Raw genomic sequence first — 22,154 nt, 5'->3', positions numbered from 1 at the left:
TCCTGCTTTGAAGCGTGGAGCGTGTCCACGCGGAGGATCGAGTGATGTTACGCAAGATGATCATGACGACGCTGGCCGTCGCGGCGGTCGGGCTGTCGGCGCCGCAAGTGGCCCAGGCGCGCGGTTTCGGCCATGGTGGCTGGGGCGGCGGCTGGGGCCATGGCGGGCACGGCCATTGGCATGGCGGCGGCTTCTGGCCGGGCGTTGCGATCGGGGCGGGCCTTGCCGGCGCCGGCTACTACGGCACTTATTATGGTTATGGCTATCCCTATTACGGCAGCCCCTATTATTATGGTGCCGGCTACGACGACGGTTATGGCGGCTGCTACGTCGTTCGGAAGCGGGTCATGACGCCAGCTGGATGGCGATACCGCCGCGTGGATGTCTGCGAATAGCATCCTTGGCGAATAGCTGGGCCCATCAAAGAACAAGGCCGTTGACGCAGTATACCGTCAACGACCTTGCCAGCCCCGGACATTGAAATCGGCTTACGCCATCCGGTAACCGCGAGGATGGCGCGGAATCATACAGGCGAATGTGATCCAGTTCACAAGTGGCGAAAATAAAGTTCCAATCGCGCTGGGATCGGCTCAGCCGCGCGAACGCTTGCGCGCGCTGGCGTGGACGCGTTGCCGCGCCGGTTTCCTGCGGGTAACCGAGGGTGTTTCAGCCTCGGTGGCCCGGGCGCTGGCAAAGGACTGCCGCAAGCTATCGATGGATTCGTTCAGCGTCGCGACCTGCTCGGACAGGCGCTTGGTGTCGGCCTGCTGCCCCGCCATCAGCCGCTTCATGGTCTGGAGCTGATCCTGCACGACCTGGAGCTGGTCGATCGATTCCTGCTGAGTCGCCTCCAGCCCCTTGGTCTTCTCGACCAGCTGCTCGGACACCTGTGCCGTGCGGGCCTGGAGCAGCCGCGATGCCACCACCCGATCGGTCTCCGGTGCCGCGCCGGTATAGGCGCGCCAGACCGCAATCGAGGTCACGCCGGCGATGAGCAGGAGAAGGGCGGCGGCGGTCAGCGCGATCGGTTGGCCGCCGAGGCGAAGCAGGGGGGTGGACGGTGTGTCCTGTGCGAGATCGATCATCGCGAACAAAGCCCAAATTGAAACTTGGTGCGTGGCGAAGGCCGGCAACCTGAGGTCGCCGGGGCGTCCCGAAAGCCTTACGTTTCGGCAAGGAATGGGACCAAAAAGAGGCTAAGGACAAAAAAACCAGCAATCAGGGGACCTTAGGGCCTCCGAAGATCTCTTAAGGGGCACGGATCAGGGCTGAAACGGCGAAAACGTCCCGGAATAGGTCTTCGACCGAGGCCTCGCATAGGGGCCGAGCCGGGACGTCGTCAGTCCCAGCCGCACCACCGCTTCCGCCAGCGTCACGGCGGCGGCGACGCCGTCGACGACGGGCAGGCCGTGCGTGGCGGCGAGCTCGCTGGCGAGATCGGCCATGCCGGCGCAGCCGAGCACGATCGCCTCCGCGCGGTCGTCGCGGATCGCGGCCGAGATCTCGGCGGAGATCTTGCCGATGGCATCGGCGTTGCGCTCCTCCAGTGCGAGCACGGGGACCTCGGCGGCGCGGACGCCGGCGCAGCGCTCGGCGAGGCCGTATTTCCGCAAGTTGTGTTCGATCGGCACGATGGAGACACCGAGGGTCGTCACCACGGCAAAACGCGCCGCGATCAGGCTCGCCATGTGGAAGCCGGCTTCGCCGATGCCGACCACCGGTGCCTTGGCGGCGGCACGCGCTGCGTCGAGGCCGGTGTCGTCGAAGCAGGCGATGATGTGCGCATCCGCGCCGTCGCGATCAGCCTCGCGGATGCAGCCGAGCATGCCGGGCACGGCGAAGGCCTCGTCGTAAAAACCCTCGATCGAGACCGGGCCCATCGCCGGCTGGCGCGCATCGATCACGGTGCCGGGCAGGGCGATGCTGCGCGCCGCAGCGGCGATCTTCGCCGTCATCGTCACAGTGGTATTGGGATTGACGACGTGAAGGCGCATCGGATCAGACAAGTCCCTTCTCAGACGAGTCCCTTGCCGGCGTCCGAGCCCTTGGCCGCCTGCCGCTTGTTGAGCATGTGGATGGTGCCGAGCGCAAGCGTGATCACCGCGAACGACACTGCCGAGATCACGGTGCCGAGCGCGTAGATGTCGGGGTTGGTCACCGTGGTGGTGAGGCCCTGCAGATCCAGCGGCAATGTATTGACCGCGCCGATCGCCTGGCTGGAGCGCGCGAGCTCGTCCCAGGACAGCGTGAAGCCGAACAGGCCGATGCCGATCACCGAGGGCAGGATGATCGGCAGCACGACGTGACGGAAGGTCTGCCACGGCGTCGCCCCGAGATCGCGCGCTGCTTCCTCGAGCCTGGGGTCGAATCGGTTGAAGATCGCAAACATGATGAGCAGGCCGAACGGCAGCGTCCAGGTCAGGTGCGCGCCCAGCCCGGAGGTGAGCAGACCCATCGAGGTCTCGAAATTCTCGTTCCAGTGCGCCTTGACCAGATCGTCGATGATGCGGAATTCGAGCGAGATGCCGAGCGAGGTGATGATCGAGGGCACGATGAGGCTCGCAATCGCCGAATAGAACAGGATGCTCTGTGCCTTGAATTTTCTGCGGAAAGCCATGCCGGCGGCGACGGACAGGACGACGGTGGCGATCATCACGATCACCCCAAGCAGCAGCGAGCGGCGGAAGGCTGCGCCGAGATCGACGATGCCGGTGCCCTGGAACAGTTTTGCGATCCAGAACGTCGATACACCGTTCATCGGGAAGGTGAGGCCGCCTTGCGGACCCTGGAACGACAGCACGTAGATCGCGATCATCGGCCCATAGAGAAACAGCACGTAGGCCGCGAAGAAGATCGCGAGCACGTAGAAAGAGCGCGGACGTCCTTCCTTCATGCTCTAGAGCTCCTTCTTGATGTCGACGATGCGCGACATCATGGTGATGATCAGGAAGGTGATCGCGAGCAGGATCACGGCGTTGGCCGCGGCGGCGGGAAATTGCAGCGCATTCACCCGCGTCTCGATGATCTTGCCGGCGGCGGCGATCTGCTGGCCGCCCATCACGCCAATGGTGATGAAGTCGCCCATCACGATGGTGATGACGAAGATCGAGCCGATCACGATGCCGGGTTTTGCCAGCGGGATGATCACGTTGACGAGTGTCTGGAAGCCGCTCGCGCCGGCGTCATAGGCGGCCTCGATCAGCGACTTGTCGATGCGCACCATCGAATTGAAGATCGGCACCACCATGAAAAAGGTGAAGAGGTGGACCAGCGCCAGCACCACGGAGAATTCGGAGAACAGCAGCCATTCCAAGGGATGGTTGATCAGGCCCGTCTTGATCAAGCCTGAGTTCACCAGGCCGTTGCGTCCCAGCAGTGGAATCCAGGCGATCATGCGGATCACGTTGGAGGTCCAGAACGGGATGGTGCACAGCAGCGACAATCCCATCTGCCAGGTCTTGGACTTGACGTGGAAGGCGAGGAAGTAGGCGACCCAGAAACCGATGAAGAGCGTGATGGCCCAGACCATGAAGCAGAGCTTCAGCGTCTTCACATAGGTCTTGCCGATGGTGCAGAGATCGGGGAGCTGCGCGACGCAGCCTTCGAACGTATCGGTATAGCCGCGGCCGGAGAAGGCCGGCAGCAGCTGGTATTCGTTGTAATCCCAGAACGAGACGATGACGACGAACACCAGCGGAATCAGGAAGAAGGCGAGAAACACCAGCATCATCGGTCCGGCCTGCAGCCAGGAGATGAAGGACGGCGACAGGCGCGTCGCTTTCGCGGCGCGCGCTGTGCCCGACCCCGGGATCAAGCCCGGGGATGCCTGTTGCAGGACTTCTTCCGACATATCCATTACGCCGCGATGAACTCATTCCACTTGCGGACCATGTAGTCGTTCTCGTCCATCACGGCGTTCCAGCAGGCGACGCCGCCCATGCGGTCCTCATAGGAGCCGCCGTCGCGCACGGCGCCGGCCTTCTCGAGCAGCGAGCCGTCGGGCGCCTTGATGTCCTTCTCGGCCGGCTTGCCCTCCATCCAGTACGCCCACTCGTAGGGCTCCATGTGGGCCTTCGCGGTGGAGAGCACGGCCGAGTAGTAGCCCTGGCGGTTGAGATAGGCGCCGGCATAGCCGGACAGGAACCAGTTCACGAACTCATAGGCCCAGTCGAGCTTGGGACCCGAGACGCCCTTGGAGACGCAGAAGCCCGAGGCCCAGGAGCGGTAGCCTTCCTTGAGCGGCTGGAAAGTGCAGGCAATCCCCATCGAGCGCACCTTGGTCACCGCCGGCGACCACATCGACTGGATCACGGTTTCCCCTGAAGCCATCAGGTTGACGCTCTCGTTGAAGTCTTTCCAGAAGGCGCGGAATTGGCCGGCCTTCTTGGCTTCGGTCATCACCTTCATGGTGAGGTCGATCTCTTCCTTGGTCATGTTGCCCTTGTCGGCATATTTGTACTTGCCGGAGGCCTCCACGACCATCGCGGCATCCATGATGCCGATCGAGGGGATGTTGAGGATCGAAGCCTTGCCCTTGAATTCGGGATTGAGCAGCTCGGACCACGAGCTGATCGGCCGCTTGATCAGGTCGGGACGGATGCCGAGCGTGTCGGCGTTGTAGACGGTCGGGATCAGCGTCACGAATTCGGTCGCCGACGTCGCAAACTTCTTGGAGTCCTTGCCTTCGAGATAGAGCACCTTCCAGGGCGCGGTGCCCTGGCCTCCGATCTTCTTGCCGCCGGGCGTCTCGCCCTTGGTGAAGACGGGCGTGATGTTGTCGAATTCCTTGATCTTCTTGGCGTCGAGGGCAAGGATGTTGCCCGACGGCACGATCTTCTTCAGCGAGAAATATTCGGTGTCCAGCACGTCGAAGGAGTTCGGCTGGGTCATCACGCGCTTGGTGACGTCGTCGGTGGTCGCGGTGATGTATTCGATCTTGATGCCGGTATCCTTCAGGCACTGTTTGGAGATGTCATCGCCCTCGTTCACGGCGGTGCCGAGATAGCGCAGCACCTTCGCGTCGGCCGACTTCACATAGGGGAAGCCAGTAATGGCGCCGGAGCCGGCGGCAAGGCCGGCGAGACCCGCGGTGCCCTTGAGCAGCGTGCGGCGGCTGACGCCCTTCGTCCTGGTGGTCTCGGTCATATCAGTCACTCCTCTGTTGCGCATTCCAGTGATCGATCGGCGCTATTGCAGGCGTTGCGCCTTGGCGGGATCCCAGGTGGCCAGCACGCGATCGCCCGGACGGAACGGGTGGACGTCGAAGCTGGCTTCGGGAACGTGGGAGAACAGGGCGGTGCCGTCGTCGAGCGTGAGCGAGACGGCGACGTAGGAGCCCTGGTACTCGGTCTGGGTCAGCAGCGCTGGCGCGCCGAAGGCGCCGTCGGTGAACGGGACGATGCCGAGTTGATCGGCGCGCACGGCGATGAGCTTGCCGGCGTCGCTGAGCACGTTGTGGCCGCCGATGAAGCGCGCCACGAATTCGGTGCGGGGATGGTGGAAGATGTCGCGCGCCGTGCCCTGCTGCTCGATCCGGCCGTGGTTCATCACCACGATATGGTCGGCGAGCGCCATTGCCTCTTCTTGGCCATGGGTGACCTGGATGAAGCTGATGCCGAGCTCGCGCTGCAGCCGCTTCAGTTCGCCCCGCATCTTCACCCGCAGGAAGGGATCGAGCGCGGAGAGCGGTTCGTCGAGCAGCAGGATCTGCGGCTCGGTGATCAGCGCGCGGGCAAGCGCGACGCGCTGCTGCTGGCCGCCGGAGAGTTGCGCGGGCAGGCGCCCCGCATAGGGGTTCATCGCCACCAGTTCGAGCAATTCGCCGGCGCGCTTGTGGCGTGTCGGCTTGTCGATGCCGCGCATCTTCAGTGCGAAAGCGACGTTGTCGATGACGCTGAGATGCGGAAACAGCGCATAGGACTGAAACATCATCGCCGTACCGCGCTTGGCGGGCTCGAGGTCGGTGACGTTCTGCGCGCCGAGGATGATATCGCCCTCGCTGACCGCCTCATGACCCGCGATCATGCGCAATGTCGAAGTCTTGCCGCAGCCGGAGGGGCCGAGCAGGCAGCAATAGGTGCCGGCCGGGATCTTCAGGTTGACATTGTCGACCGCCAGCGTCGTGTCGTAGCGCTTGGTGACGGCAACCAGTTCGAGAGCGGCGGGAGTGGCCATGGCGTGTCCGACAGGAGGGCGATGCTTCCCGCCTCTCTCCGCAAGGTCCGTGCCAACGGCTCTCGGCCGGTCAATTTTTCGAAACTGTGCAGCGGAGTCAGATCGTTAGATCAAATCTGGCGCAGCCAGGCTGCCTGCCGCATGCGCAGTCATCTGCACACAAAACGGGCGAAGATTGTATAAACTTTCGCCTGTGATTGGATACAGCTCGTCGACTAACATTCGCAGCGGAACGTTGTCGATCGAGCCTTACAACCATGGCCGCCAAGACCCGCCCGAAATCCGACGCGCCGGACGCTAGCGATCGCGTCAGCCGTATCCGGGAGGGCGTGACCGCGGCGATCCTCGAGCACCGCCTGTTGCCCGGCACGAAGCTCGGCGAGGACGAGATCGGCGACATCTACAGCGCCAGCCGAACGCTGGTCCGCACCGCGCTCCAGCAGCTCGCGCATGAGGGCATCGTCAATATCGAGAAGAACCGCGGCGCCTTCGTCGCGCGCCCGACACCCGCCGATGCCCGCGAAGTGTTCGAGGCGCGCCGCCTGATCGAGCCCACCATCGTCGATCACGCCATCGATGCGGCATCGCCGGCCTGGCTCGATCGCCTCCAGCGCCATCTCGCTGAAGAGCGCGAGGCCGAGCTGCGTGGCGATGCGCGCGCCTCGGTCCGCCTCTCCGGCGAGTTTCACCGCCTCGTCGCCGAGATGAGCGGCCATAGCATCTATCTCGGCTTCCTCAAGGAGCTGATCGCGCGCTCCTCGCTCATCATCCTGCTCTACCGCCGCCATGACACGCCGGCCTGCGGCACCGATCACCACGCAGGCATCGTCGCCGCCATCCGCAAGCGTGACAGAGAGGTGGCACGTGCGCAGATGCTGTCGCATCTGACCGAGATCGAGGCCGAGCTGTTCTTGAAGGATCCCGCCGCCGACGAGCTTCGGCTGGTCGACGTGCTCGGCGCCTGACCGGCACGGATCGCAAAGGCCTGTAGGAGAAGTTGCGGCCGGACCTGCGCGACCGCATCAGCGGCTGAGCTCGCTCTCGGCGGCAAGCTGCCCGTCAGGCGTGATCTCGTATTCGCCGTCGTGCTTGGTCATCCATCCTGACCTGACCATCTCTCGTGCAAGCTGTATCGAGCAGATCGGATGATTGCCTCCTGGGTAATACAGCCTGTCATTCCGGACGAGCAGATGTCCGTACAATTGAGCCTGACGTAACGCCCTGCGCATTCCGGGTGATGGATTTTTCATGTCGTTTCAAGCGCGAGCGCGATGAAGGTTCCTAATGAACGCGGTGTCTCAATGCGATTTCCGCTCGCCGGCCGCCGGGGAGGAACCCTGTTCCTGCCGCCTCGTTTTTTCTTGCGAGGAGTACTGTCATGAATGTACGGGACGAGCACACCCGATCGCTCTGGATGGATGTTTCGGTTGCCGACGCGCCGGCGCTATCCGGTACGGTGGGTACGGACGTCGTCGTTGTCGGTTCTGGAATTGCCGGGATGTCGGTCGCCTATGAGCTTGCCAGCCACGGACGCTCGGTCGTGGTGCTGGACCGCGGCGGCATCGGCAGTGGGATGACGGCGCGCACCACCGCTCATCTGGCGACGGCGCTCGACGACGGCTACGACGAGTTGGTGAGGGTGCGCGGCTCTGAGCGTGCGCGGCACTACTATCAGAGCGTCGCTGCCGCGATCGATCGCGCCGAGGTCATCCAGCTTGCCGAGCATATCGATTGCGATTTTCAACGCGTCGATGGTTACTGGGTGCTGTCGCCCGAAACGCCCGCATCCGAACTTGACGAGGAATTGGTTTGCTGTCGCAAGCTCGGAATTCCGGTCGAAAACCGGATCGAGCCAACCCCGTTCCATGCCGAGGGCCAGGTGCGTTCGCTGCGCTTTGCCCGGCAGGCGCGCCTGCACCCGACCAAATACCTCGCGGGTCTGGCGAGCGCACTCGAGCGCCGGGGGGCGCGGCTCTACGCCGACACCTGTGTTGAGAGCATCCATCAACAGCATGGCGACATGGTCGTGACGACCGCCTCAGGCCACGAGGTCCACGCCGCCGACGTGGTGGTCGCGACGAACTCGCCCGTCAATGTGCAGGTGGCGATCCACACTAAGCAGGCGCCTTATCGCACCTATGCGCTCGCCGCGAAGATTGCGGCCGGCGCGCTGGAGGATGCGCTCTATTGGGATACGCTCGATCCCTATCATTATGTCCGTCTCCAGCCGTTCTCTGCCGACGAGGATATCGTGATCATCGGCGGCGAAGACCATAAATCGGGCGAAGCGAACGATGGCGCACAACGCCTTGACGCGCTCGAGCGCTGGGCACGCGATCGCTTGACGGGTTTGCGCGAGGTCACTCATCGCTGGTCCGGCCAGGTGCTGGAGCCGGTCGATTTCACCGGCTTCATTGGCCGCAGCCCCGGCGAGGAGCATCTCTTCATCGTCAGCGGCGATTCCGGGCAGGGGATCACGAACGGGCTCGTCGCCGGCCTGTTGGTGACGGATCTGATCACGACGGGCGCGAGCCCTTGGGAAGAAGTCTACGCTCCGTCACGGAAGATTCAGAAGAACATCGGCGAGTTCATCAGCGAGAACATCACGCCGCTGAAGAATTTTGCGGAATATCTTGCGGCGAGCGAGATGGCGAGCGTCGAACGGCTGCGGCCGGGCGAGGGGCGTCTGGTCCGCAGCGGCCTGAAGAAGATTGCCGCTTGCCGGGACCGTAACGGACGTCTGCATCTGCACTCGGCAAGCTGCACCCATCTCGGCTGCGTCGTGCACTGGAATGCGCTGGAGCAGTGCTGGGATTGCCCGTGTCACGGCTCGCAATTCGCGCCCGACGGCACCGCACTCAATGGCCCGGCGGTGTCGCCGCTTGCGAGCGCGGAGAAGCCGGTCAATCTCGAAGCCGCGGAGTGAGCGGCAATCCCTCGAAAAGCTGCGGGCAGGCCTTTAAGGACCTCCGCCGCCGCTGAGCTGTGGTTCGCGGATGTGCGTCGCATGTGGACGATGATGCATTGCGACGTAACCTGACTATTCCTCGCGGGGCTTGCCGGCTATATGCTCGCGCTCTGTCATCGAACTGTCATGTACCCCAAAATGCTGAAGTCAGACTCAACACCGGCCCGCAAGACTCCGGGCGCGCCGGATGGGAATCCTGCTCCAAAGGACAACAAGAGAACGCAAGTCGTCGCCGGCTTCCTCAGGCAGATTGAACCCGCCGGGCCAGGCGCAGAACCTCGGATCGAGGACGCCGTGAGTGATCAGACGTCATCGCAAGAGACGACGCCCGATCCGGAACCAGCCCCGTCGAGCGTTGACGCGCGTTCGGCCGGTGAAATCGAACTCAAGCTTCTCGTCGATGCCGATCGCATGGCGCATTTCAACGCTGCGCCGGTCATCACGGCGAACGCGCGCAATAAGGGCACGCGCAAGCATCTCAAGTCCGTCTATTATGACACGCCCGACCGCGCGCTTAGGCGTAGCGGCCTTAGCTTGCGCGTACGCCAGAGCGGCGCGCGCTTCGTGCAGACCGTGAAGACCGACGCCGCGGACGATCCGCTGCGCCGCGGCGAGTGGGAGGCGAGCGTGCCGTCGCTGGCGCCCGATCTCGCTCTGGCGATGCCTTTCATTCCGGAGAAGCTTCGTTGCCACCTCGAAGCGCGGCCGCTCGAAGCCGTCTTCACCGCCGACGTCCATCGTCATGCACGGATGCTCGATCTGCCGTCCGGCACGGTCGAAGTCGCCTTCGACCAGGGCGAGCTGACGGCCGGCGACGGTTCGCTGCCGGTGAGCGAGATCGAGCTGGAGCTCAAGAGTGGCAGCGCAAGCGCGATCTATGAGGTCGCGCTGCGGCTTGCAGAACGCGGGGCGGTGAAGCCGTCCATCCGCACCAAGTCGGAGCGTGGCTTCGACCTTGCCGCCGGCAAGCCGCCCTCGGCACGGCGCCCGCGAAAACTTCGCCTCGATCCGTCGGTGACCCTTGACGAGGCCTTCGCGACGATCCTGCGCTCCTGCTTCCATCATCTGCTTCAGTCGCTGCCCGCCGCCGAGGACGGCCGCAATCCGGAAGGCGTCCATCAGCTTCGCGTTGCGCTGCGCCGGTTGCGCTCGGCGCTGGACCTGATGCGATCGGTCGGCGCGCTCAGCAATCTCGATGCGTTGCGGTCGGAGGCGCGCTGGCTGGCGCAGGATCTGTCCGCCGCGCGGGACTGGGATGTGTTCCAGCTCGAGACCTTGCCGACAATCGCAAAAGCCTGTCCTTCGATCGCCGGCTTCGATGCACTCGGCCGGGCCGCGGCCGAGCGTCAGGCTGACGCCTATCGCAAGGCGCATGATGCGCTCGCCGACCGCCGCTGCGCTGTGTTCCTGATCGGCCTCGGCGGCTGGATCGAGACACGCGGCTGGCGCAACGACGTCGCCGCCGAAGATCTCGGCCAGCTCGCCGAGCCCGCCGTCAACTTCGCGCAGCGCATCTTGTCGGAGCGATACGCCAAGGTGCTCAAGCGCGGGCGCCGCTTCAAGTCGCTCACGATCGAACAGCTGCACCGGGTGCGGCTCGCGACGAAGCGGCTGCGCTATCTCAGCGAGTTCCTGCTGCCGCTGTTTGCCGATCGGAAGTCTGCGAGAAAATTTGCCCGCAGGCTCGCCGGTTTGCAGGAGGAACTTGGCGCATTCAACGACATGGTCGTCACGGCATCGTTGCTGGATCGGCTCGATGCCGAGCCCGACAGCGCCATCGCCGCGGCGGCGATCGCCGGCTGGCAGGCGCGCGCGTCGGTTGGCGTGCAGCCCGCCTTGCAAAGCACGTGGCGCGATTTCACCGCGGCGCGCGTGCCCTGGTCTCGCCGGACCGCACAGGACTGATCGTATTCCTCAAAAAGTTGCGGCCAGCCATTGGGGGATGGCTGGCCGCGCGCGAACCGGTCTGGGACGGGGAGGGGTGGGGATGTGACCGGGTCGCGTAACTCGTTGTCTCGTTCCTAATCTCTGGCGCTGGCGGTGGAGACCGCCGGCTTGGTATCGCCGAGCGAGACCCAGACGTTGGGATCGCTCTGCGACTGGCGCTTGACGAAGCGGTAGCCGGTCTCGGTCCAGGCAACGACGCTCTCGTTCTGATTGTCGAGAACGAACTCGCCCTTGTCGGTCTTCACCGTCAGCACCGCGTGGCCTTCGCCCTTCTTGTCGCGCACGACGGTGATGAGCAGGGCCTCGCGCGGCCATCCGGCATCGACCAGCATCTTGCGCTTCAACAGCACGTAGTCTTCACAGTCGCCGTAACCGTCCGTCGGCAGCGACCACTTCTCGATCACGCCCCAGTGCTCCTGATCGGTCAAAGGCTTCACGGTCTCGTTGACCCAGCGATTGACCTTGACGAGGTCGCGCCATGCAGCCTGCGACATCACGATGTCGCGTGCCTGCGTCGGCCCGCCCTTGCACTGAGCGGCGTTGTCCGCACAGAACTCGACCCAGCCGATCGGCGCACGCGTGGTGTCGCCGAGGCTCGCGTAGAGCAGACGGCCTTCGCCGGCCTGCGCTGTCGCGCTGATCCCGAAGAGCATGGCGGCCAGCGCCAGCCCTTTCCCCTGTCCCCTGAAGTCAAACATTGCGGCCCCCGTTTCTTGTTGGGACCACATTTCGCACGGAGCTTTTGAGTTGCCGCTAAGTCAGCCAAGTCAAGTCGAGACGAATGCAAGTAAAAGGCGCGGCGAATTCGATCTATACTTGAATCGAATTCTCGTAAAATTTGAAATGGCTGCAATTGATTCAAATTTTATCTATTAACGCGCAAACGCTGGCGGAGCCGTTGTTTGCGCGCACGTGCACCCCTCGCGTTAACTCGCGTAGAGCGGGTCGCAACGCACGAAAAAGGCGGCGTCCGCATCGCGGAGGCCGCCTTCGAGGCTGGAAATGCAGCGGTTTTGATGTCGTCGCGCTTTACCGCGCGGTAACGCTCTCTTCGAGTGTCTCGGCCGGCTGCTCGTGCATGAATTCGAGGGCGAAGCCGTCTTCGAGGTTTCGGACCACGCGGCCCTGGACCCGGCCGAGCAGAACCGTCGATTTCAGCGGCGGGCGGTTCTCCGCGGCAATCGCGGCGCCTGACAGCGACAGGTCGATGATGCGGCAGGTCATCTTGGTGCCGTCCTCGAGCGTCAGCACCGCGATCGGATTGCGCGGCACGATACGATCGTGACGGCGGTCCTCCGGCAGGTTGAGGATGTCGCGGTTGGCGAGCCAGGTCAGCTGGGCCGCGAGCTTGTCGCGCTTCCTCGGCGTTGCCCCGATCGTCATGGCAAAGCCATTGTCGATGATCCGGGTGATCTTGCCCTCGACCCGGCCGATATGGTCGAGATAGGCGACGACGCGATCGCCGACATTGCCGATGCCGGGGGCCAGCAGCGCGAGGCCGCCCGGCGACATGTTGATCACCTGGCAGGGGAATTCACGGCGGTCCGGCAGCATGTAGCGGCCGAGCAGGTGCACTTTCACCCGCTGGAAACGCCGACGCTCTTCGGCGGCCGGAAGAAATTTTCTGTTCGCTAACGCCATTTCCAACACCCGACCCCCCGCCCGGGCGGAGTCCGGCACGACCCTAAGGTGCATAGGGTTAATGCCGCGTTAGGATCGGGCGCGCCGGTAACGGACAGACACAATGCGCTCGAAAAGCCACATCAAGGGCGGGCAGGCGAGGCCGCCGGGCGGGACCGGTCAAGCCGCTCGCAGGCGCCGCCGATATAGAAGACCCAGCAGCGCCAGCAGCACCACCGCCGAGAGCCCGAGCGACCAGTGAATGCCGATCGCGGCGCCTGATAGCCCGACGGTGATGCCGCTGAAGGCCCGCATGCCGAGTCCGGCCATGTTGTAGAGACCGACGGCGCGGCCGCGGATGTCGGATGGTGCGTTCAGCTGCACCAGCGCCTGCGCCATGGTGTTGAACGAGAGCTCGAAGAAACCCGCAAAGAACAACAGCACGATCGCGACCGGATAGATCCGCACGGAGGCGAAGCCGAAGAGCGCCACGCTCCACAGCATCGCCAGCATGATCGCGGTGCGCGGCGTGCCCTTGAGGCGTCCCCAGGACTCCAGCGCGATGCCGGCGAGCAGCGCACCGGCCGCGTCAGCCGCGAGCAGCACGCTGTAGGAGACGCCGGGGTCGCCATGGCCGAGATCGCCGGCAAAGCCCGGCATCTGGGCGTGATAGGCGTTGTCGATCATGAAGGAGGTGAGGCCTGCGAGCCACGTCATCGCTAACAGCACCGGCTGGGTGCCGATGGCGCGGATGGTCAGCACGATGTCGGCAAGACCGCGCACCGCGAAACGCCGCACGGCGGCGCTCTTGTCGCGCAGCGGCGCCCAGAACAGCCAGAGTAGCATCGGCAGGTAGAACAACGTGTTGAAGATGATGCCGTGCGAAGTGCCGAGCGTGAGCATGATGATTCCGCCGACGGCGGGGCCGACCAGGATGCCGAGATAGCGCGCCATCGCGTTCAGCCGCACCGCGCTCGGAAGATCGGCGGGGCCGACGAGGTCGTAGAGCAGCAGCTGGTTCGGCGTCTGCCACAGCACGCCGGCGCAGCCGTGGATCACCAGCAGCAGCATCGCGTGCCACATCTGGATCGTATCGGTGAGGAAGAAGAAGCCCCAGCCGGCGGAGGCCATGATGAACAGCACCATGCCGCACTGGATGATGCGGCGCGGATCGAACCGGTCGGCGAGCCCGCCGACCGCGACCGAGAACAATAGGAATGGCAGCCAGTGCGACAGCACCGCAAAGCCCGCCAGCGCCGGCGAATGGAATTTCTGGAACACCACCCAATAGCTGATCACATGCTCGACATTGTCGGCCATCATCGCCAGCACGTAGGCGACGAACTGGAGTCGGTAGGGCACCGACTTCATGGCCGCGAACGAGCCGGACGCGACCATGGGATTTTGAGGGAGGGGGTTCAAGTGGGCACCAAGGTAGGACTTGGGCCGCCTTACACGTTCGGCGTCAATGGCTCAAGACACTTGGGTGTGTGAGTTAGGAGCCCGTAGCCCGGATGGAGCCGACGCGTAGTCCGGGGCCGCCGGTCTCGCATTCCGCTTTGCTCCATGCGGGCTACGAGGCTGCCCGCTTGGCACCAGCCCGCATCTCACATACGCTTCGCTTCAGCCCGCACCAATCGATCATAACAGACGGGCATCGAGGAAACAGCCATGGAATCCATCCGCGTCTGCACCCATGCAGGGCCGGGCTCGGAGCCCGTCATCCGCACCGTGCCGTGGCCGAAGGTCGGCCGTAAGGCGGCGCTGATCAAGGTCGGCGCCTGCGGGGTCTGCGGTACCGATTTGCATATTCTCAAAGGACATTGGCCGAAGTCGCTGCCCTGGCCGTTCACGCTCGGCCATGAGCTCGGCGGCATCATCGTCGAATGCGGCGACGAGTTCACGGAGGACTTCATGAGCAAGCCGCTTACAGTCGGCTCGAAGGTGATGATCCCGCCGCTGATGCCTTGCGGACGCTGCTATTACTGCATCCACTATCCGCAGACAGCCAACAAGTGCCTGACGCCGGTCTATTACGGCCGCTATCTCGGCTTCGAGAAGCCACCTCACATGTGGGGCGGCTGGGCCGAATATGTCTATGTCGATCTCGACATGCTGCCGGGCACCAAAATCTACAAGCTGCCCGACGACATGTCGCTGCGGCTGGGTGCGCTGTCCGAGCCGCTGACGTCCTGCATCCGGGCGTTCAACCGCGCCAGCCGCGCCGGCGGTTTCAGCTGGGGCGACACGGTGGTGATCCAGGGCTCGGGGCCGATCGGCATTCTGGCGATCGCGGCCGCGCAGGAGATGGGGGCAGGGCGGGTAATCTGCATCGGCGCGCCGGAGGAGCCGCGGCTTCGCCTCGCGCGCGAATTCGGCGCGGGGGCGACTGTCAACATCGAGGAGATCAAATCGCCGCAGGATCGCATCGCGCGCGTGCGCGAGATCGTCGGCGGCTTTGGCGCCGATCTGGTGATGGATTGTTCGGGACACCCTTCGGCCGGCCCCGAAGGCATCGAGATGCTGCGCGACGGCGGCACCTATGTCGAGATGGGTCAGTTCACCGACGCCGGCTCGATCGAGACCTCCTGGCACCGCATCTGCACCAAGGACCTCAACGTGCTCGGCTCCTGGGGTTTTACCGGCAACGATCTGCCGCTCGGCGTCGACATGCTTTACCGCACGCGCGACAAGTATCCGTGGCTGAATATGCAGACCATCTATCCGTTCACGGAAGCGGGCGTCGCGCAGGCGGTCAAGGACGCGATGGCGATGAAGACGGTGAAGTCGACCATCGTGCCGTGGCCGGAGCTGGTGGAATAGGTCATGTCCTCCGTCCCCCACGATCTCGCCGCGTTCCTGGTCGAAGCCAAGCGGCGCACCTATGCCGGGCTGGATGACGATGCGACTATCGCCGTCCCGCTGCTCGCGGGCTCCAAACAGCTCGAGCACCGCGCGCCGCCTTATGCCTATCGTGATATCTATTTCGGCATGGGGTTTTTCGTCGGGCAGGAGACCGTGTCGCGCCACGATCGCATCATCTGGTCGATGAGCTACAGTGGCGGCGCCCGTGCGGAGATCAGAGATCGGGACACTTTCCTCGCGATCTACAAATTCCTGCGCCAGGCGCTGCTCGCCGTAAACGCGGACGAGCCCTATCGGGGACCGCGCCGGTTCGAACAGAGCGGCATGGTCTACCGCAACGAGGTCGAAGGCGCACTGGATCGCTTCCACGGTGCCGAGACGATTGCGCGGGATGACGGCGCGCCGCTCTATGAGCTGCGCTATGGTGGTGGGCTGCTGAGATAAAGTCTCGCAAACTTCGCAAGATATTGTAGCCCGGATGAGCGAAGCGATATCCGGGGTGCTTGTGGATGGAGTTGCCCCGCATTCCGCTTCGCTCCATGCGGGCTACGAGTCGGGCTGGAATGAAGGACGAGATGTCAAGCGAACAAACAACCGAACCAACCCCGCGCCGTCGCTCTCCCTTCACCGCCATCTGCGCGATAGACTACACCGTCATCTTCGTGCGCGACATGGCGGCGATGCGGCGCTTCTACGAAGACGTTCTCGCCTTTCCGCTGCTGCGCGAGCTCTCGCCGAACTGGATCGAGTACGGCATAGGCTGCCACACGCTGGCGCTGGCAAGGCCGAGCCGGACCGCGGCCGATGCGCCGACGCCGACGGGGAGCGCTTCGCTGCAACTGGCCTTCAAGGTGTCGGCAACTGAAGTTGATGCGTGCGCCGACGAACTCGTGCGGCAGGAGGTGGCGCTGCTGTCGCCGCCGACGAACCAGGCGTTCGGTCATCGCACGCTGTTCTTCCGCGACCCCGACGGAAGTCTGCTGGAGGTCTATGCGGAGATCTGAACAGCCCAAAAAGTTCCATCGGGAATCCGCGAACTCTTCACGCCCGCGGTGAAACTTAGGCCCAAGTTCCGGATTTCAGTTCACGGGAGAGGTGCCGTGAAGCGAATTCTGAAACCCGTCACTTACGTCCTGGCCGTCATCTACTTCCTGGTGGACGCGGTCTTCATGGCCGTTGCGCGGCCCATCGCGCTCTGGCTTGGGCGGCACTTCCAATTCGAGCGATTGCGGGCCTGGATCAGGTCGCTGCCGCCTTATCCTTCGCTGGCCTTGTTTTCCGTGCCAGTCATCATTCTGGAGCCGATCAAGCCCCTGGCAGCTTACCTTGCCGCAACTGGCCAGGTCCTGAGCGGCGCGGCGACGTTGATCGTCGGTGAACTGCTCAAGCTCGTGCTGGTCGAGCGCCTGTTCCATCTCACGCGGGACAAGCTGATGCGGATTCCGGCATTCGCTTGGACATACGGGAAGTTCACCGAAATGAAGGCGTGGCTGCAGGCAACCGAAGCCTGGCGCGCCATCCGCGCCTTGAGCTTTGCAGCGAGAGACAGTGTTGCGAAGTTGGTCGGGAGCTTCAGCAAGCTGGCGACCTCCAGGGATTAGATCCGAGCCAGGCGCCCCTTCGCAACGACAGGGAAATCGTCGGTGTCGTCGTGCTTGTGCACTCGCTAGCCGCGGCCGAGCTCGTTCTCCTTCACCACCGTCGCACCCACCACCTTCGTGCCCTCCAGCTCGCGCACGATTCGTTCGTCGGGGCCGACATTTCCAAGATCGAACTCGCGGTCCGGCGTGACCAGGATCATGCGCCGGCCGATGATCACGACAACCGTCATGTCGTTGGTTTCGCCTTCGACCGCCCACGCATGGATGTCTCCGGCATAGGGCTCCTTGCGCCAGGCGTTGGGCGAGCCTGGGTCGCATCGGATTTCGACGCCGTCCTCCGACGTCGTCACGACGAGCTTCGAGCGGCTCGGCTTCCAGCACTCGTCGAGGAGATCATTGACGAGCCGCAGGCAGGCGAAGTCCTCGCATTCGGTGGGCCGCGCAGCGTAGATCGCGCAGCCGCGGCCGGGCTGACAATGCGAGCACCAGGCATTAACCGGCTTGGCCAGCGCCTCGATGGCCATCACCTTGCAGCAAAGCGTGCAATCGCCGCAGCTGCGTTTGGCGGAGGACGTCACGCGGTCATTCCCTTGGGATCCGGTTGTGTTTCAGCTTAGTCGAGGTGGCCGCAAAAATCCGCTGCAACCTTCAGGCGCGGTTCTCATTGCAAAGCCATGCATCACAGGCATGGTGATTTCTGAGCGCTTGGCGTAAAGAGCGCCCAGATCAAATCCCGCGTGCGGTCGGGCCGTTTGCCGCGCATGCAGCTCAGGTCCGCCGGTCCACCGTTTGCGCGCCTGAATCAACCAAGGTTCTCCATCTCGTGTCTTTTCCGGCCCTGATCCCGCCGCTCGCCCGAGCTTTGGCCGAGCGGAACTATGATTCCCCGACTCCCGTTCAGCTCGCCGTGCTCACGGACGAAACCTCCAGCCGTGACCTCCTGGTTTCGGCTCAGACCGGCTCCGGCAAGACCCTGGCTTATGGCCTTGCCATGGCGAAGGGCTTGCTGGGCGAGGCCGAGCGGTTCGACCAGGCCGGCGCACCGCTCGCCCTGATCGTGGCGCCGACCCGCGAGCTCGCCTTGCAGGTTCAACGCGAACTGGCCTGGCTGTATGGGCATGCCGGCGGGCGCGTCGTCTCCTGTGTCGGCGGCATGGATCCGCGGCGCGAGCAGCGCGAGCTTGCGGCCGGCGCGCATATCGTCGTCGGCACGCCCGGCCGGCTGTGCGATCATTTGCGTCGCGGCCGCCTCGACATCTCCGAATTGAAGGTGGTCGTGCTCGACGAGGCCGACGAGATGCTCAATCTCGGCTTTCGCGAGGACATGGAATTCATCCTCGAGACCACGCCTGAGGCGCGCCGCACCCTGCTGTTCTCGGCGACGTTTCCGCGCGGCATCGTCGCGCTCGCCAGGCAATATCAGCGCGACGCATTCCGCATCGAGGTCGCGGGTGACGAAGGCGGTCACGCCGACATCGAGTACCGCGCGATCCGGATCGCGTCTGCCGACGTCGAGCACGCGGTCGTCAACGTGCTGCGCTTCTACGAGGCACCGAGTGCGCTGGTGTTTTGCAGCACGCGCGATGCCGTCAGGCATTTGCAGGCAGCGCTGCTGGAGCGCGGCTTCTCCGTGGTCGCTCTGTCAGGCGAATTGACGCAGAACGAACGCACCATGGCGCTGCAGTCGCTCCGGGACGGACGCTCCCGCGTCTGCGTCGCGACCGACGTCGCCGCCCGCGGCATCGATTTGCCGAGCCTCGACCTCGTCATCCATGCCGATCTGCCCAATGACGCCGAGGTCATGCAGCATCGCTCGGGCCGCACCGGGCGTGCGGGACGAAAGGGCACGAGCGTCCTCCTGGTGCCGCCGGCACGACGCCGGCGCGCGGAATTGCTGCTCAATCTCTCCGGCATCGAGGCGGCCTGGGGCACGGCGCCGCAGGCGGAGGACATCCGCAAGCTCGATCACGCGCGCATGAAGGACGTGCTGTTCACCGAGGACACCACCGCCGACGATCTGGTGCTGGCGCAGGCATTGCTGGCGGAGCGCTCGCCCGAAGATATCGCCGCTGCGCTCGCGCGGCTCTATCGGGCCCGGCTGCCGTCGCCCGAGGACATCATCGATCCCGGCGAGCGCAGCGGCAAGCCGCGCGACGATCGCGGTCGTGACAGGTTTGAAGGTGAAGGCGGCGGCGATCGCCCCGGCAAGCCGCGATCGAAATCTGGCAAGTCATCGTCGAAACATGGCATGGCGGAGGCCAGTGTTTGGTTCCGTGCCGCCATCGGCCGGCGCAAGAATGCGGAGGCGCGCTGGCTGCTGCCAATGATCTGCCGCCGCGGCGGCATCGACAAGCGCGACATCGGCGCCATCAAGATCATGGACACCACCACCGAGTTCGAGATTTCCGAGCGGGTCGCGGATTCCTTCGCCGCCAAGATCAAGCGCCCGGACAAGGAAGACAGCATCCGCATCGAGCCGATGGCGGACACACTGCCGCGGCAGGCGGCTTCGGAGCAGCGGTCATATGCGCCTCGGCGCGAGGCCGCTGACGATGATCACCGTGAGCGTCAGAGCGATCGCGCGCGCAAGGCAGGTGTGTTCAAGCCGCGCAGCAAGTCTCACGGCGAGCGTGGCCCGAAATTTGGCGACGCTCCTTCCTTCGGGAAGAAAAAGAAGCATAAGAACAAGCAGGGCCACGCGGAGCCTTCGGTCACGCCGTGGCCTGTGAAGGGCGCGCCGGGAAAGAAGGCGAGGAAGAAACGGCGAGGCTGAGCGTCCGCCGTTCAGCTCAGACGGCAATGATACCGCCGGATTGCACCGGCGACATCATCTGAAGAGAGAGGCGTGAGTTCAGCGGCCACCGCCGCCGCCGCCACCACCTCCGCCGCCACCACCGCCGCCGGCATCACGCATCGCGGAGCTGTAGCGAGGATCGCTCTGCTTCATGTAAGTCGGCGAGGTGTCGCGATGGGTGACCGTGCGTCGTCCGCCCTGGCTCGGCGTCTCGATCAGGCCGCTGCAGCCCTCGAAGAAGGCGAACTCGCAGCCGTAGGTCCGGTACTGCGCGGCGTTGGCACTGGTCGCGGTGAATGCGGTCGCCGCAACGAAGGCAATCAAGGCAACTTTCGGCAACGTGAGTTTCATGGACATTCTCCAGTCTCGGTTCGGCGAGACCAGAACGGCCCGCACGGTTCTTCGACGGAGGCTGGCTGAACCCGGTTCGAACTGGTGGCTTCACGCCCGCGTGAGCCGCGACCGGGGAGGGGGCTCACGTCGCAGCGAGATCGCGCAGCATGTAGGTCGCGCTTTCACCGTAACATGCGAGCTTTGCGCGCAACTCCGCATCCGTCGTGACGGGCCGAAAGCCGAAACGTTCCCATAGCGGCCGCGTGGCATAGACCGAGACCAGCGCGAGAGCCGCAATGCCCATTGAGCGTGCGAGTTGCTCGATCGTCGCGATATAGGCGCGCGCGACACCACCTCGGGCATCGGGCAGCACGGCGACGTCGTGCACGTAGAGGCAGTCAGCATCATCGGGCAAGCTTGCGAGGAAGCCGTCAAGCGGCGGGATCTGATGCTGCTTCCAGGGATGGGCGAGCCCGTAGCCGACGATCCCTTCGTCCGCCGCGAGCACGCGGCAGCCATCGGGACAAAGCCGCATCTTCTCCGCGAACACATCAGGGCGCTCGGAAAGATCAGGATGGATGCGCGCCGCGATCGCGCCGATCGCAGCAAGGTCGGCCGTGCGCGCGCGACGCCAACGCGGCTTGCTCATGTGGATCCGTTCCAATCTATTCCGCCGCTAAGAGTGAGATCAATCCGGCTTCGGATATTCCAGCTGCATCGCCACGAAGTCGGCCGTGCGCGATCCGTAGCGCGCGTCGATCGCACGCAGCGTTTCGTTCAGCGCCTGTGCCGGCGGGGAGGTGCCGGCTCCCGGCAGCGCCTGCTGCGCCGACCAATCGTCCGCGATCCGGTCCGGCAGGATGCCGAGGCCTCCGCGGCTCGTGCGCGCCTGCGCCGTGGCGGCGAAGGTGAGGGCGCGTGAGCGATAGGTCCGCGACCATGCATCGGCGATCAGTGCGAGCGAGACCTCGTCGACATCAGAGGTCAGTGCGATTCCGAGCTGCTCGCGGTTCCAGAAGGCGAGCGTGTTCGCGATCGCCGTCAGCGCGAAGGGGCGCGTGAAGCGGAACGCGTCGCTGCGGTGGCGCGCATCCCACGCCGCAAGGCCGATGTCGCGGGCGACCGCCTCGGCCTTGGCCCGTCCGGCGATGGCCTCGATCAGGGTGAGGGCCATCGGCATGGATGCGCTGATTCCGGTGGTCGTCGCGACGCCCTGGTCGACGACCAGTCTGCGGTCGGCCGTATAGCGGATCGTCGAATGCTTCTGCAGATCTCGTACGGAATACCAATGCGTCGTGGCCCGCTTGCCGTCGAGCAGCCCGGTGTTGGCAACGACCGTGGCGCCGACGCAGACGCCGATCACGATCGCGCCCTTGCCGGCCTGGCTCCTGATCCACTGCAGGGCGACTGCGTCGTCGTCGCGGCTCATCGCGGGCACGATGACGTAATCGGCGCCGTCGGGGTGCGCGGCGTCGAACTCGGCGATGGTCGCATGCGGCTGCACCCTCAGTGCGGGATAGAGCGTGACAGGTCCCGGCTGCGTCGCCAGGGTGAGGACGTCGGCGACGTTCGCCCGCGCGAGGATGCCGTAGGGCATCAGATAGTCGGTGGTCTCGCTCATGTCGTTGATGCCGACGATGGCGATCAGGGGTCGCTTTCGTTTCGGCGGTTTCAGCGCCGCCAGCGTCGCCTCGGCCTCGTCTCTGGAGATCGCAGGCGCGGTTCCCGATGCCGGCGTACCCGGCAGCAGGAGCAGCCAGGTTCCGCCGATCGCCACCAGCAATGCCATGCCGCCGAGGGCGGTCCACGCCAGAATGCGCCAGCTCATGATGTCACCCGCTCGTCGTCTCAC

At 64.5% G+C, this 22,154-nt stretch carries 22 protein-coding genes; 9 read left to right on the top strand and 13 right to left on the bottom strand.

Translation table 11 applies throughout. The features are described 5' to 3' along the window. Positions 1–44: 44 nt before the first annotated feature. Positions 45–395, top strand: a complete 351-nt coding sequence (locus LRP30_RS25670) for a hypothetical protein (protein WP_249756646.1) — start codon at positions 45–47, stop codon at positions 393–395. 195 nt (positions 396–590) lie between these two features. Here LRP30_RS25670 and LRP30_RS25665 read toward each other — a convergent pair whose 3' ends face one another. From LRP30_RS25665 to LRP30_RS25640, 6 genes are all read right to left on the bottom strand, one after another. Continuing rightward, positions 591–1,085, bottom strand: coding sequence for a hypothetical protein (locus tag LRP30_RS25665; RefSeq protein WP_128940470.1), 495 nt, complete (start codon positions 1,083–1,085; stop codon positions 591–593). A 177-nt stretch (positions 1,086–1,262) separates the two neighbouring features. After that, complete coding sequence (locus tag LRP30_RS25660) at positions 1,263–1,994, bottom strand: aspartate/glutamate racemase family protein (RefSeq protein ID WP_249761831.1); 732 nt, start codon at positions 1,992–1,994, stop codon at positions 1,263–1,265. A gap of 20 nt (positions 1,995–2,014) precedes the next feature. Further along, positions 2,015–2,893, bottom strand: coding sequence for an ABC transporter permease (locus LRP30_RS25655; protein WP_128933005.1), 879 nt, complete (start codon positions 2,891–2,893; stop codon positions 2,015–2,017). Positions 2,894–2,896: 3 nt separating this feature from the next. Then, positions 2,897–3,856 carry an ABC transporter permease gene (locus LRP30_RS25650; RefSeq protein WP_128933006.1) on the bottom strand — a complete coding sequence of 320 codons (960 nt, stop codon included), beginning with the start codon at positions 3,854–3,856 and terminating at the stop codon, positions 2,897–2,899. Then, positions 3,856–5,145, bottom strand: a complete 1,290-nt coding sequence (locus LRP30_RS25645; protein ID WP_164939483.1) for a PotD/PotF family extracellular solute-binding protein — start codon at positions 5,143–5,145, stop codon at positions 3,856–3,858. Before LRP30_RS25645 ends, LRP30_RS25650 begins: the two co-directional genes overlap by 1 nt. Positions 5,146–5,187: 42 nt before the next feature. Next, complete coding sequence (locus LRP30_RS25640) at positions 5,188–6,174, bottom strand: ABC transporter ATP-binding protein (RefSeq protein WP_249756645.1); 987 nt, start codon at positions 6,172–6,174, stop codon at positions 5,188–5,190. Positions 6,175–6,431: 257 nt separating this feature from the next. Between LRP30_RS25640 and LRP30_RS25635 the strand changes: the two genes are divergently transcribed. The 3 genes from LRP30_RS25635 (at position 6,432) to LRP30_RS25625 (ending at position 11,047) form a co-directional block, all read left to right on the top strand. Beyond that, entirely contained in the window at positions 6,432–7,139 is a 708-nt protein-coding gene (locus LRP30_RS25635; protein ID WP_249756644.1) for a GntR family transcriptional regulator, read from the top strand. Between the two features lie 413 nt (positions 7,140–7,552). Continuing rightward, positions 7,553–9,100, top strand: coding sequence for an FAD-dependent oxidoreductase (locus LRP30_RS25630; protein WP_249756643.1), 1,548 nt, complete (start codon positions 7,553–7,555; stop codon positions 9,098–9,100). 180 nt (positions 9,101–9,280) lie between these two features. Next, on the top strand, positions 9,281–11,047 hold the full coding sequence (locus LRP30_RS25625) for a CYTH and CHAD domain-containing protein (protein WP_249756642.1): 1,767 nt from the start codon (positions 9,281–9,283) through the stop codon (positions 11,045–11,047). A gap of 116 nt (positions 11,048–11,163) precedes the next feature. Here LRP30_RS25625 and LRP30_RS25620 read toward each other — a convergent pair whose 3' ends face one another. The 3 genes from LRP30_RS25620 to LRP30_RS25610 form a co-directional block, all read right to left on the bottom strand. Then, on the bottom strand, positions 11,164–11,787 hold the full coding sequence (locus tag LRP30_RS25620; protein ID WP_249756641.1) for a transglutaminase-like cysteine peptidase: 624 nt from the start codon (positions 11,785–11,787) through the stop codon (positions 11,164–11,166). Between the two features lie 331 nt (positions 11,788–12,118). Continuing rightward, complete coding sequence (locus tag LRP30_RS25615) at positions 12,119–12,730, bottom strand: PilZ domain-containing protein (RefSeq protein ID WP_091889429.1); 612 nt, start codon at positions 12,728–12,730, stop codon at positions 12,119–12,121. Between the two features lie 159 nt (positions 12,731–12,889). Next, positions 12,890–14,107: an MFS transporter gene (locus LRP30_RS25610; protein WP_249761830.1), complete on the bottom strand. Its 1,218-nt coding sequence runs from the start codon at positions 14,105–14,107 to the stop codon at positions 12,890–12,892. Positions 14,108–14,380: 273 nt separating this feature from the next. Here LRP30_RS25610 and LRP30_RS25605 point away from each other — a divergent pair, with 273 nt between their 5' ends. The 4 genes from LRP30_RS25605 (at position 14,381) to LRP30_RS25590 (ending at position 17,175) form a co-directional block, all read left to right on the top strand. Next, a complete protein-coding gene (locus LRP30_RS25605; RefSeq protein ID WP_249756640.1) occupies positions 14,381–15,532 on the top strand; it encodes a zinc-binding dehydrogenase in 1,152 nt (383 codons plus the stop codon). 3 nt (positions 15,533–15,535) lie between these two features. Continuing rightward, a complete protein-coding gene (locus tag LRP30_RS25600) occupies positions 15,536–16,018 on the top strand; it encodes a DUF5680 domain-containing protein (RefSeq protein ID WP_249756639.1) in 483 nt (160 codons plus the stop codon). 119 nt (positions 16,019–16,137) lie between these two features. Continuing rightward, the gene (locus tag LRP30_RS25595; RefSeq protein ID WP_249756638.1) at positions 16,138–16,578 is read left to right on the top strand and encodes a VOC family protein; all 441 of its coding nucleotides are present in this window, start codon (positions 16,138–16,140) and stop codon (positions 16,576–16,578) included. Positions 16,579–16,674: 96 nt separating this feature from the next. Next, positions 16,675–17,175 carry a hypothetical protein gene (locus LRP30_RS25590; RefSeq protein WP_128945675.1) on the top strand — a complete coding sequence of 167 codons (501 nt, stop codon included), beginning with the start codon at positions 16,675–16,677 and terminating at the stop codon, positions 17,173–17,175. A 65-nt stretch (positions 17,176–17,240) separates the two neighbouring features. Here LRP30_RS25590 and LRP30_RS25585 read toward each other — a convergent pair whose 3' ends face one another. Further along, complete coding sequence (locus LRP30_RS25585) at positions 17,241–17,753, bottom strand: hypothetical protein (protein WP_249756637.1); 513 nt, start codon at positions 17,751–17,753, stop codon at positions 17,241–17,243. 245 nt (positions 17,754–17,998) lie between these two features. Between LRP30_RS25585 and LRP30_RS25580 the strand changes: the two genes are divergently transcribed. After that, positions 17,999–19,948 carry a DEAD/DEAH box helicase gene (locus LRP30_RS25580; protein ID WP_249756636.1) on the top strand — a complete coding sequence of 650 codons (1,950 nt, stop codon included), beginning with the start codon at positions 17,999–18,001 and terminating at the stop codon, positions 19,946–19,948. A gap of 78 nt (positions 19,949–20,026) precedes the next feature. Here LRP30_RS25580 and LRP30_RS25575 read toward each other — a convergent pair whose 3' ends face one another. The 3 genes from LRP30_RS25575 to LRP30_RS25565 all read right to left on the bottom strand — a co-directional run bounded on the left by LRP30_RS25575 (position 20,027) and on the right by LRP30_RS25565 (position 22,130). Further along, positions 20,027–20,320, bottom strand: coding sequence for a hypothetical protein (locus LRP30_RS25575; protein WP_128945672.1), 294 nt, complete (start codon positions 20,318–20,320; stop codon positions 20,027–20,029). A 124-nt stretch (positions 20,321–20,444) separates the two neighbouring features. Beyond that, positions 20,445–20,951, bottom strand: coding sequence for a GNAT family N-acetyltransferase (locus LRP30_RS25570; protein WP_249756635.1), 507 nt, complete (start codon positions 20,949–20,951; stop codon positions 20,445–20,447). A 39-nt stretch (positions 20,952–20,990) separates the two neighbouring features. Beyond that, positions 20,991–22,130, bottom strand: coding sequence for a DJ-1/PfpI family protein (locus LRP30_RS25565; protein WP_249756634.1), 1,140 nt, complete (start codon positions 22,128–22,130; stop codon positions 20,991–20,993). Positions 22,131–22,154: the final 24 nt, after the last annotated feature.

It is taken from the genome of Bradyrhizobium sp. C-145 (assembly GCF_023375135.1).
GTDB lineage: Bacteria > Pseudomonadota > Alphaproteobacteria > Rhizobiales > Xanthobacteraceae > Bradyrhizobium > Bradyrhizobium zhanjiangense.
Note: the sequence above shows the minus strand (reverse complement) of the source record. Positions and strands in the feature narration are given on the sequence as shown.

Bases quoted from the DNA above. Each gene is read 5' to 3' on its own strand.
- LRP30_RS25605 (WP_249756640.1), top strand. From the start codon at position 14,381: ATGGAATCCATCCGCGTCTGCACCCATGCAGGGCCGGGCTCGGAGCCC.
- LRP30_RS25665 (WP_128940470.1), bottom strand. From the start codon at position 1,085: ATGATCGATCTCGCACAGGACACACCGTCCACCCCCCTGCTTCGCCTC.
- LRP30_RS25630 (WP_249756643.1), top strand. From the start codon at position 7,553: ATGAATGTACGGGACGAGCACACCCGATCGCTCTGGATGGATGTTTCG.
- LRP30_RS25660 (WP_249761831.1), bottom strand. From the start codon at position 1,994: ATGCGCCTTCACGTCGTCAATCCCAATACCACTGTGACGATGACGGCG.
- LRP30_RS25620 (WP_249756641.1), bottom strand. From the start codon at position 11,787: ATGTTTGACTTCAGGGGACAGGGGAAAGGGCTGGCGCTGGCCGCCATG.
- LRP30_RS25595 (WP_249756638.1), top strand. From the start codon at position 16,138: ATGAAGGACGAGATGTCAAGCGAACAAACAACCGAACCAACCCCGCGC.
- LRP30_RS25570 (WP_249756635.1), bottom strand. From the start codon at position 20,951: ATGAGCAAGCCGCGTTGGCGTCGCGCGCGCACGGCCGACCTTGCTGCG.
- LRP30_RS25650 (WP_128933006.1), bottom strand. From the start codon at position 3,856: ATGGATATGTCGGAAGAAGTCCTGCAACAGGCATCCCCGGGCTTGATC.
- LRP30_RS25615 (WP_091889429.1), bottom strand. From the start codon at position 12,730: ATGGCGTTAGCGAACAGAAAATTTCTTCCGGCCGCCGAAGAGCGTCGG.
- LRP30_RS25575 (WP_128945672.1), bottom strand. From the start codon at position 20,320: ATGAAACTCACGTTGCCGAAAGTTGCCTTGATTGCCTTCGTTGCGGCG.
- LRP30_RS25600 (WP_249756639.1), top strand. From the start codon at position 15,536: ATGTCCTCCGTCCCCCACGATCTCGCCGCGTTCCTGGTCGAAGCCAAG.
- LRP30_RS25625 (WP_249756642.1), top strand. From the start codon at position 9,281: ATGCTGAAGTCAGACTCAACACCGGCCCGCAAGACTCCGGGCGCGCCG.
- LRP30_RS25565 (WP_249756634.1), bottom strand. From the start codon at position 22,130: ATGAGCTGGCGCATTCTGGCGTGGACCGCCCTCGGCGGCATGGCATTG.
- LRP30_RS25610 (WP_249761830.1), bottom strand. From the start codon at position 14,107: ATGGTCGCGTCCGGCTCGTTCGCGGCCATGAAGTCGGTGCCCTACCGA.
- LRP30_RS25645 (WP_164939483.1), bottom strand. From the start codon at position 5,145: ATGACCGAGACCACCAGGACGAAGGGCGTCAGCCGCCGCACGCTGCTC.
- LRP30_RS25655 (WP_128933005.1), bottom strand. From the start codon at position 2,893: ATGAAGGAAGGACGTCCGCGCTCTTTCTACGTGCTCGCGATCTTCTTC.
- LRP30_RS25640 (WP_249756645.1), bottom strand. From the start codon at position 6,174: ATGGCCACTCCCGCCGCTCTCGAACTGGTTGCCGTCACCAAGCGCTAC.
- LRP30_RS25635 (WP_249756644.1), top strand. From the start codon at position 6,432: ATGGCCGCCAAGACCCGCCCGAAATCCGACGCGCCGGACGCTAGCGAT.
- LRP30_RS25670 (WP_249756646.1), top strand. From the start codon at position 45: ATGTTACGCAAGATGATCATGACGACGCTGGCCGTCGCGGCGGTCGGG.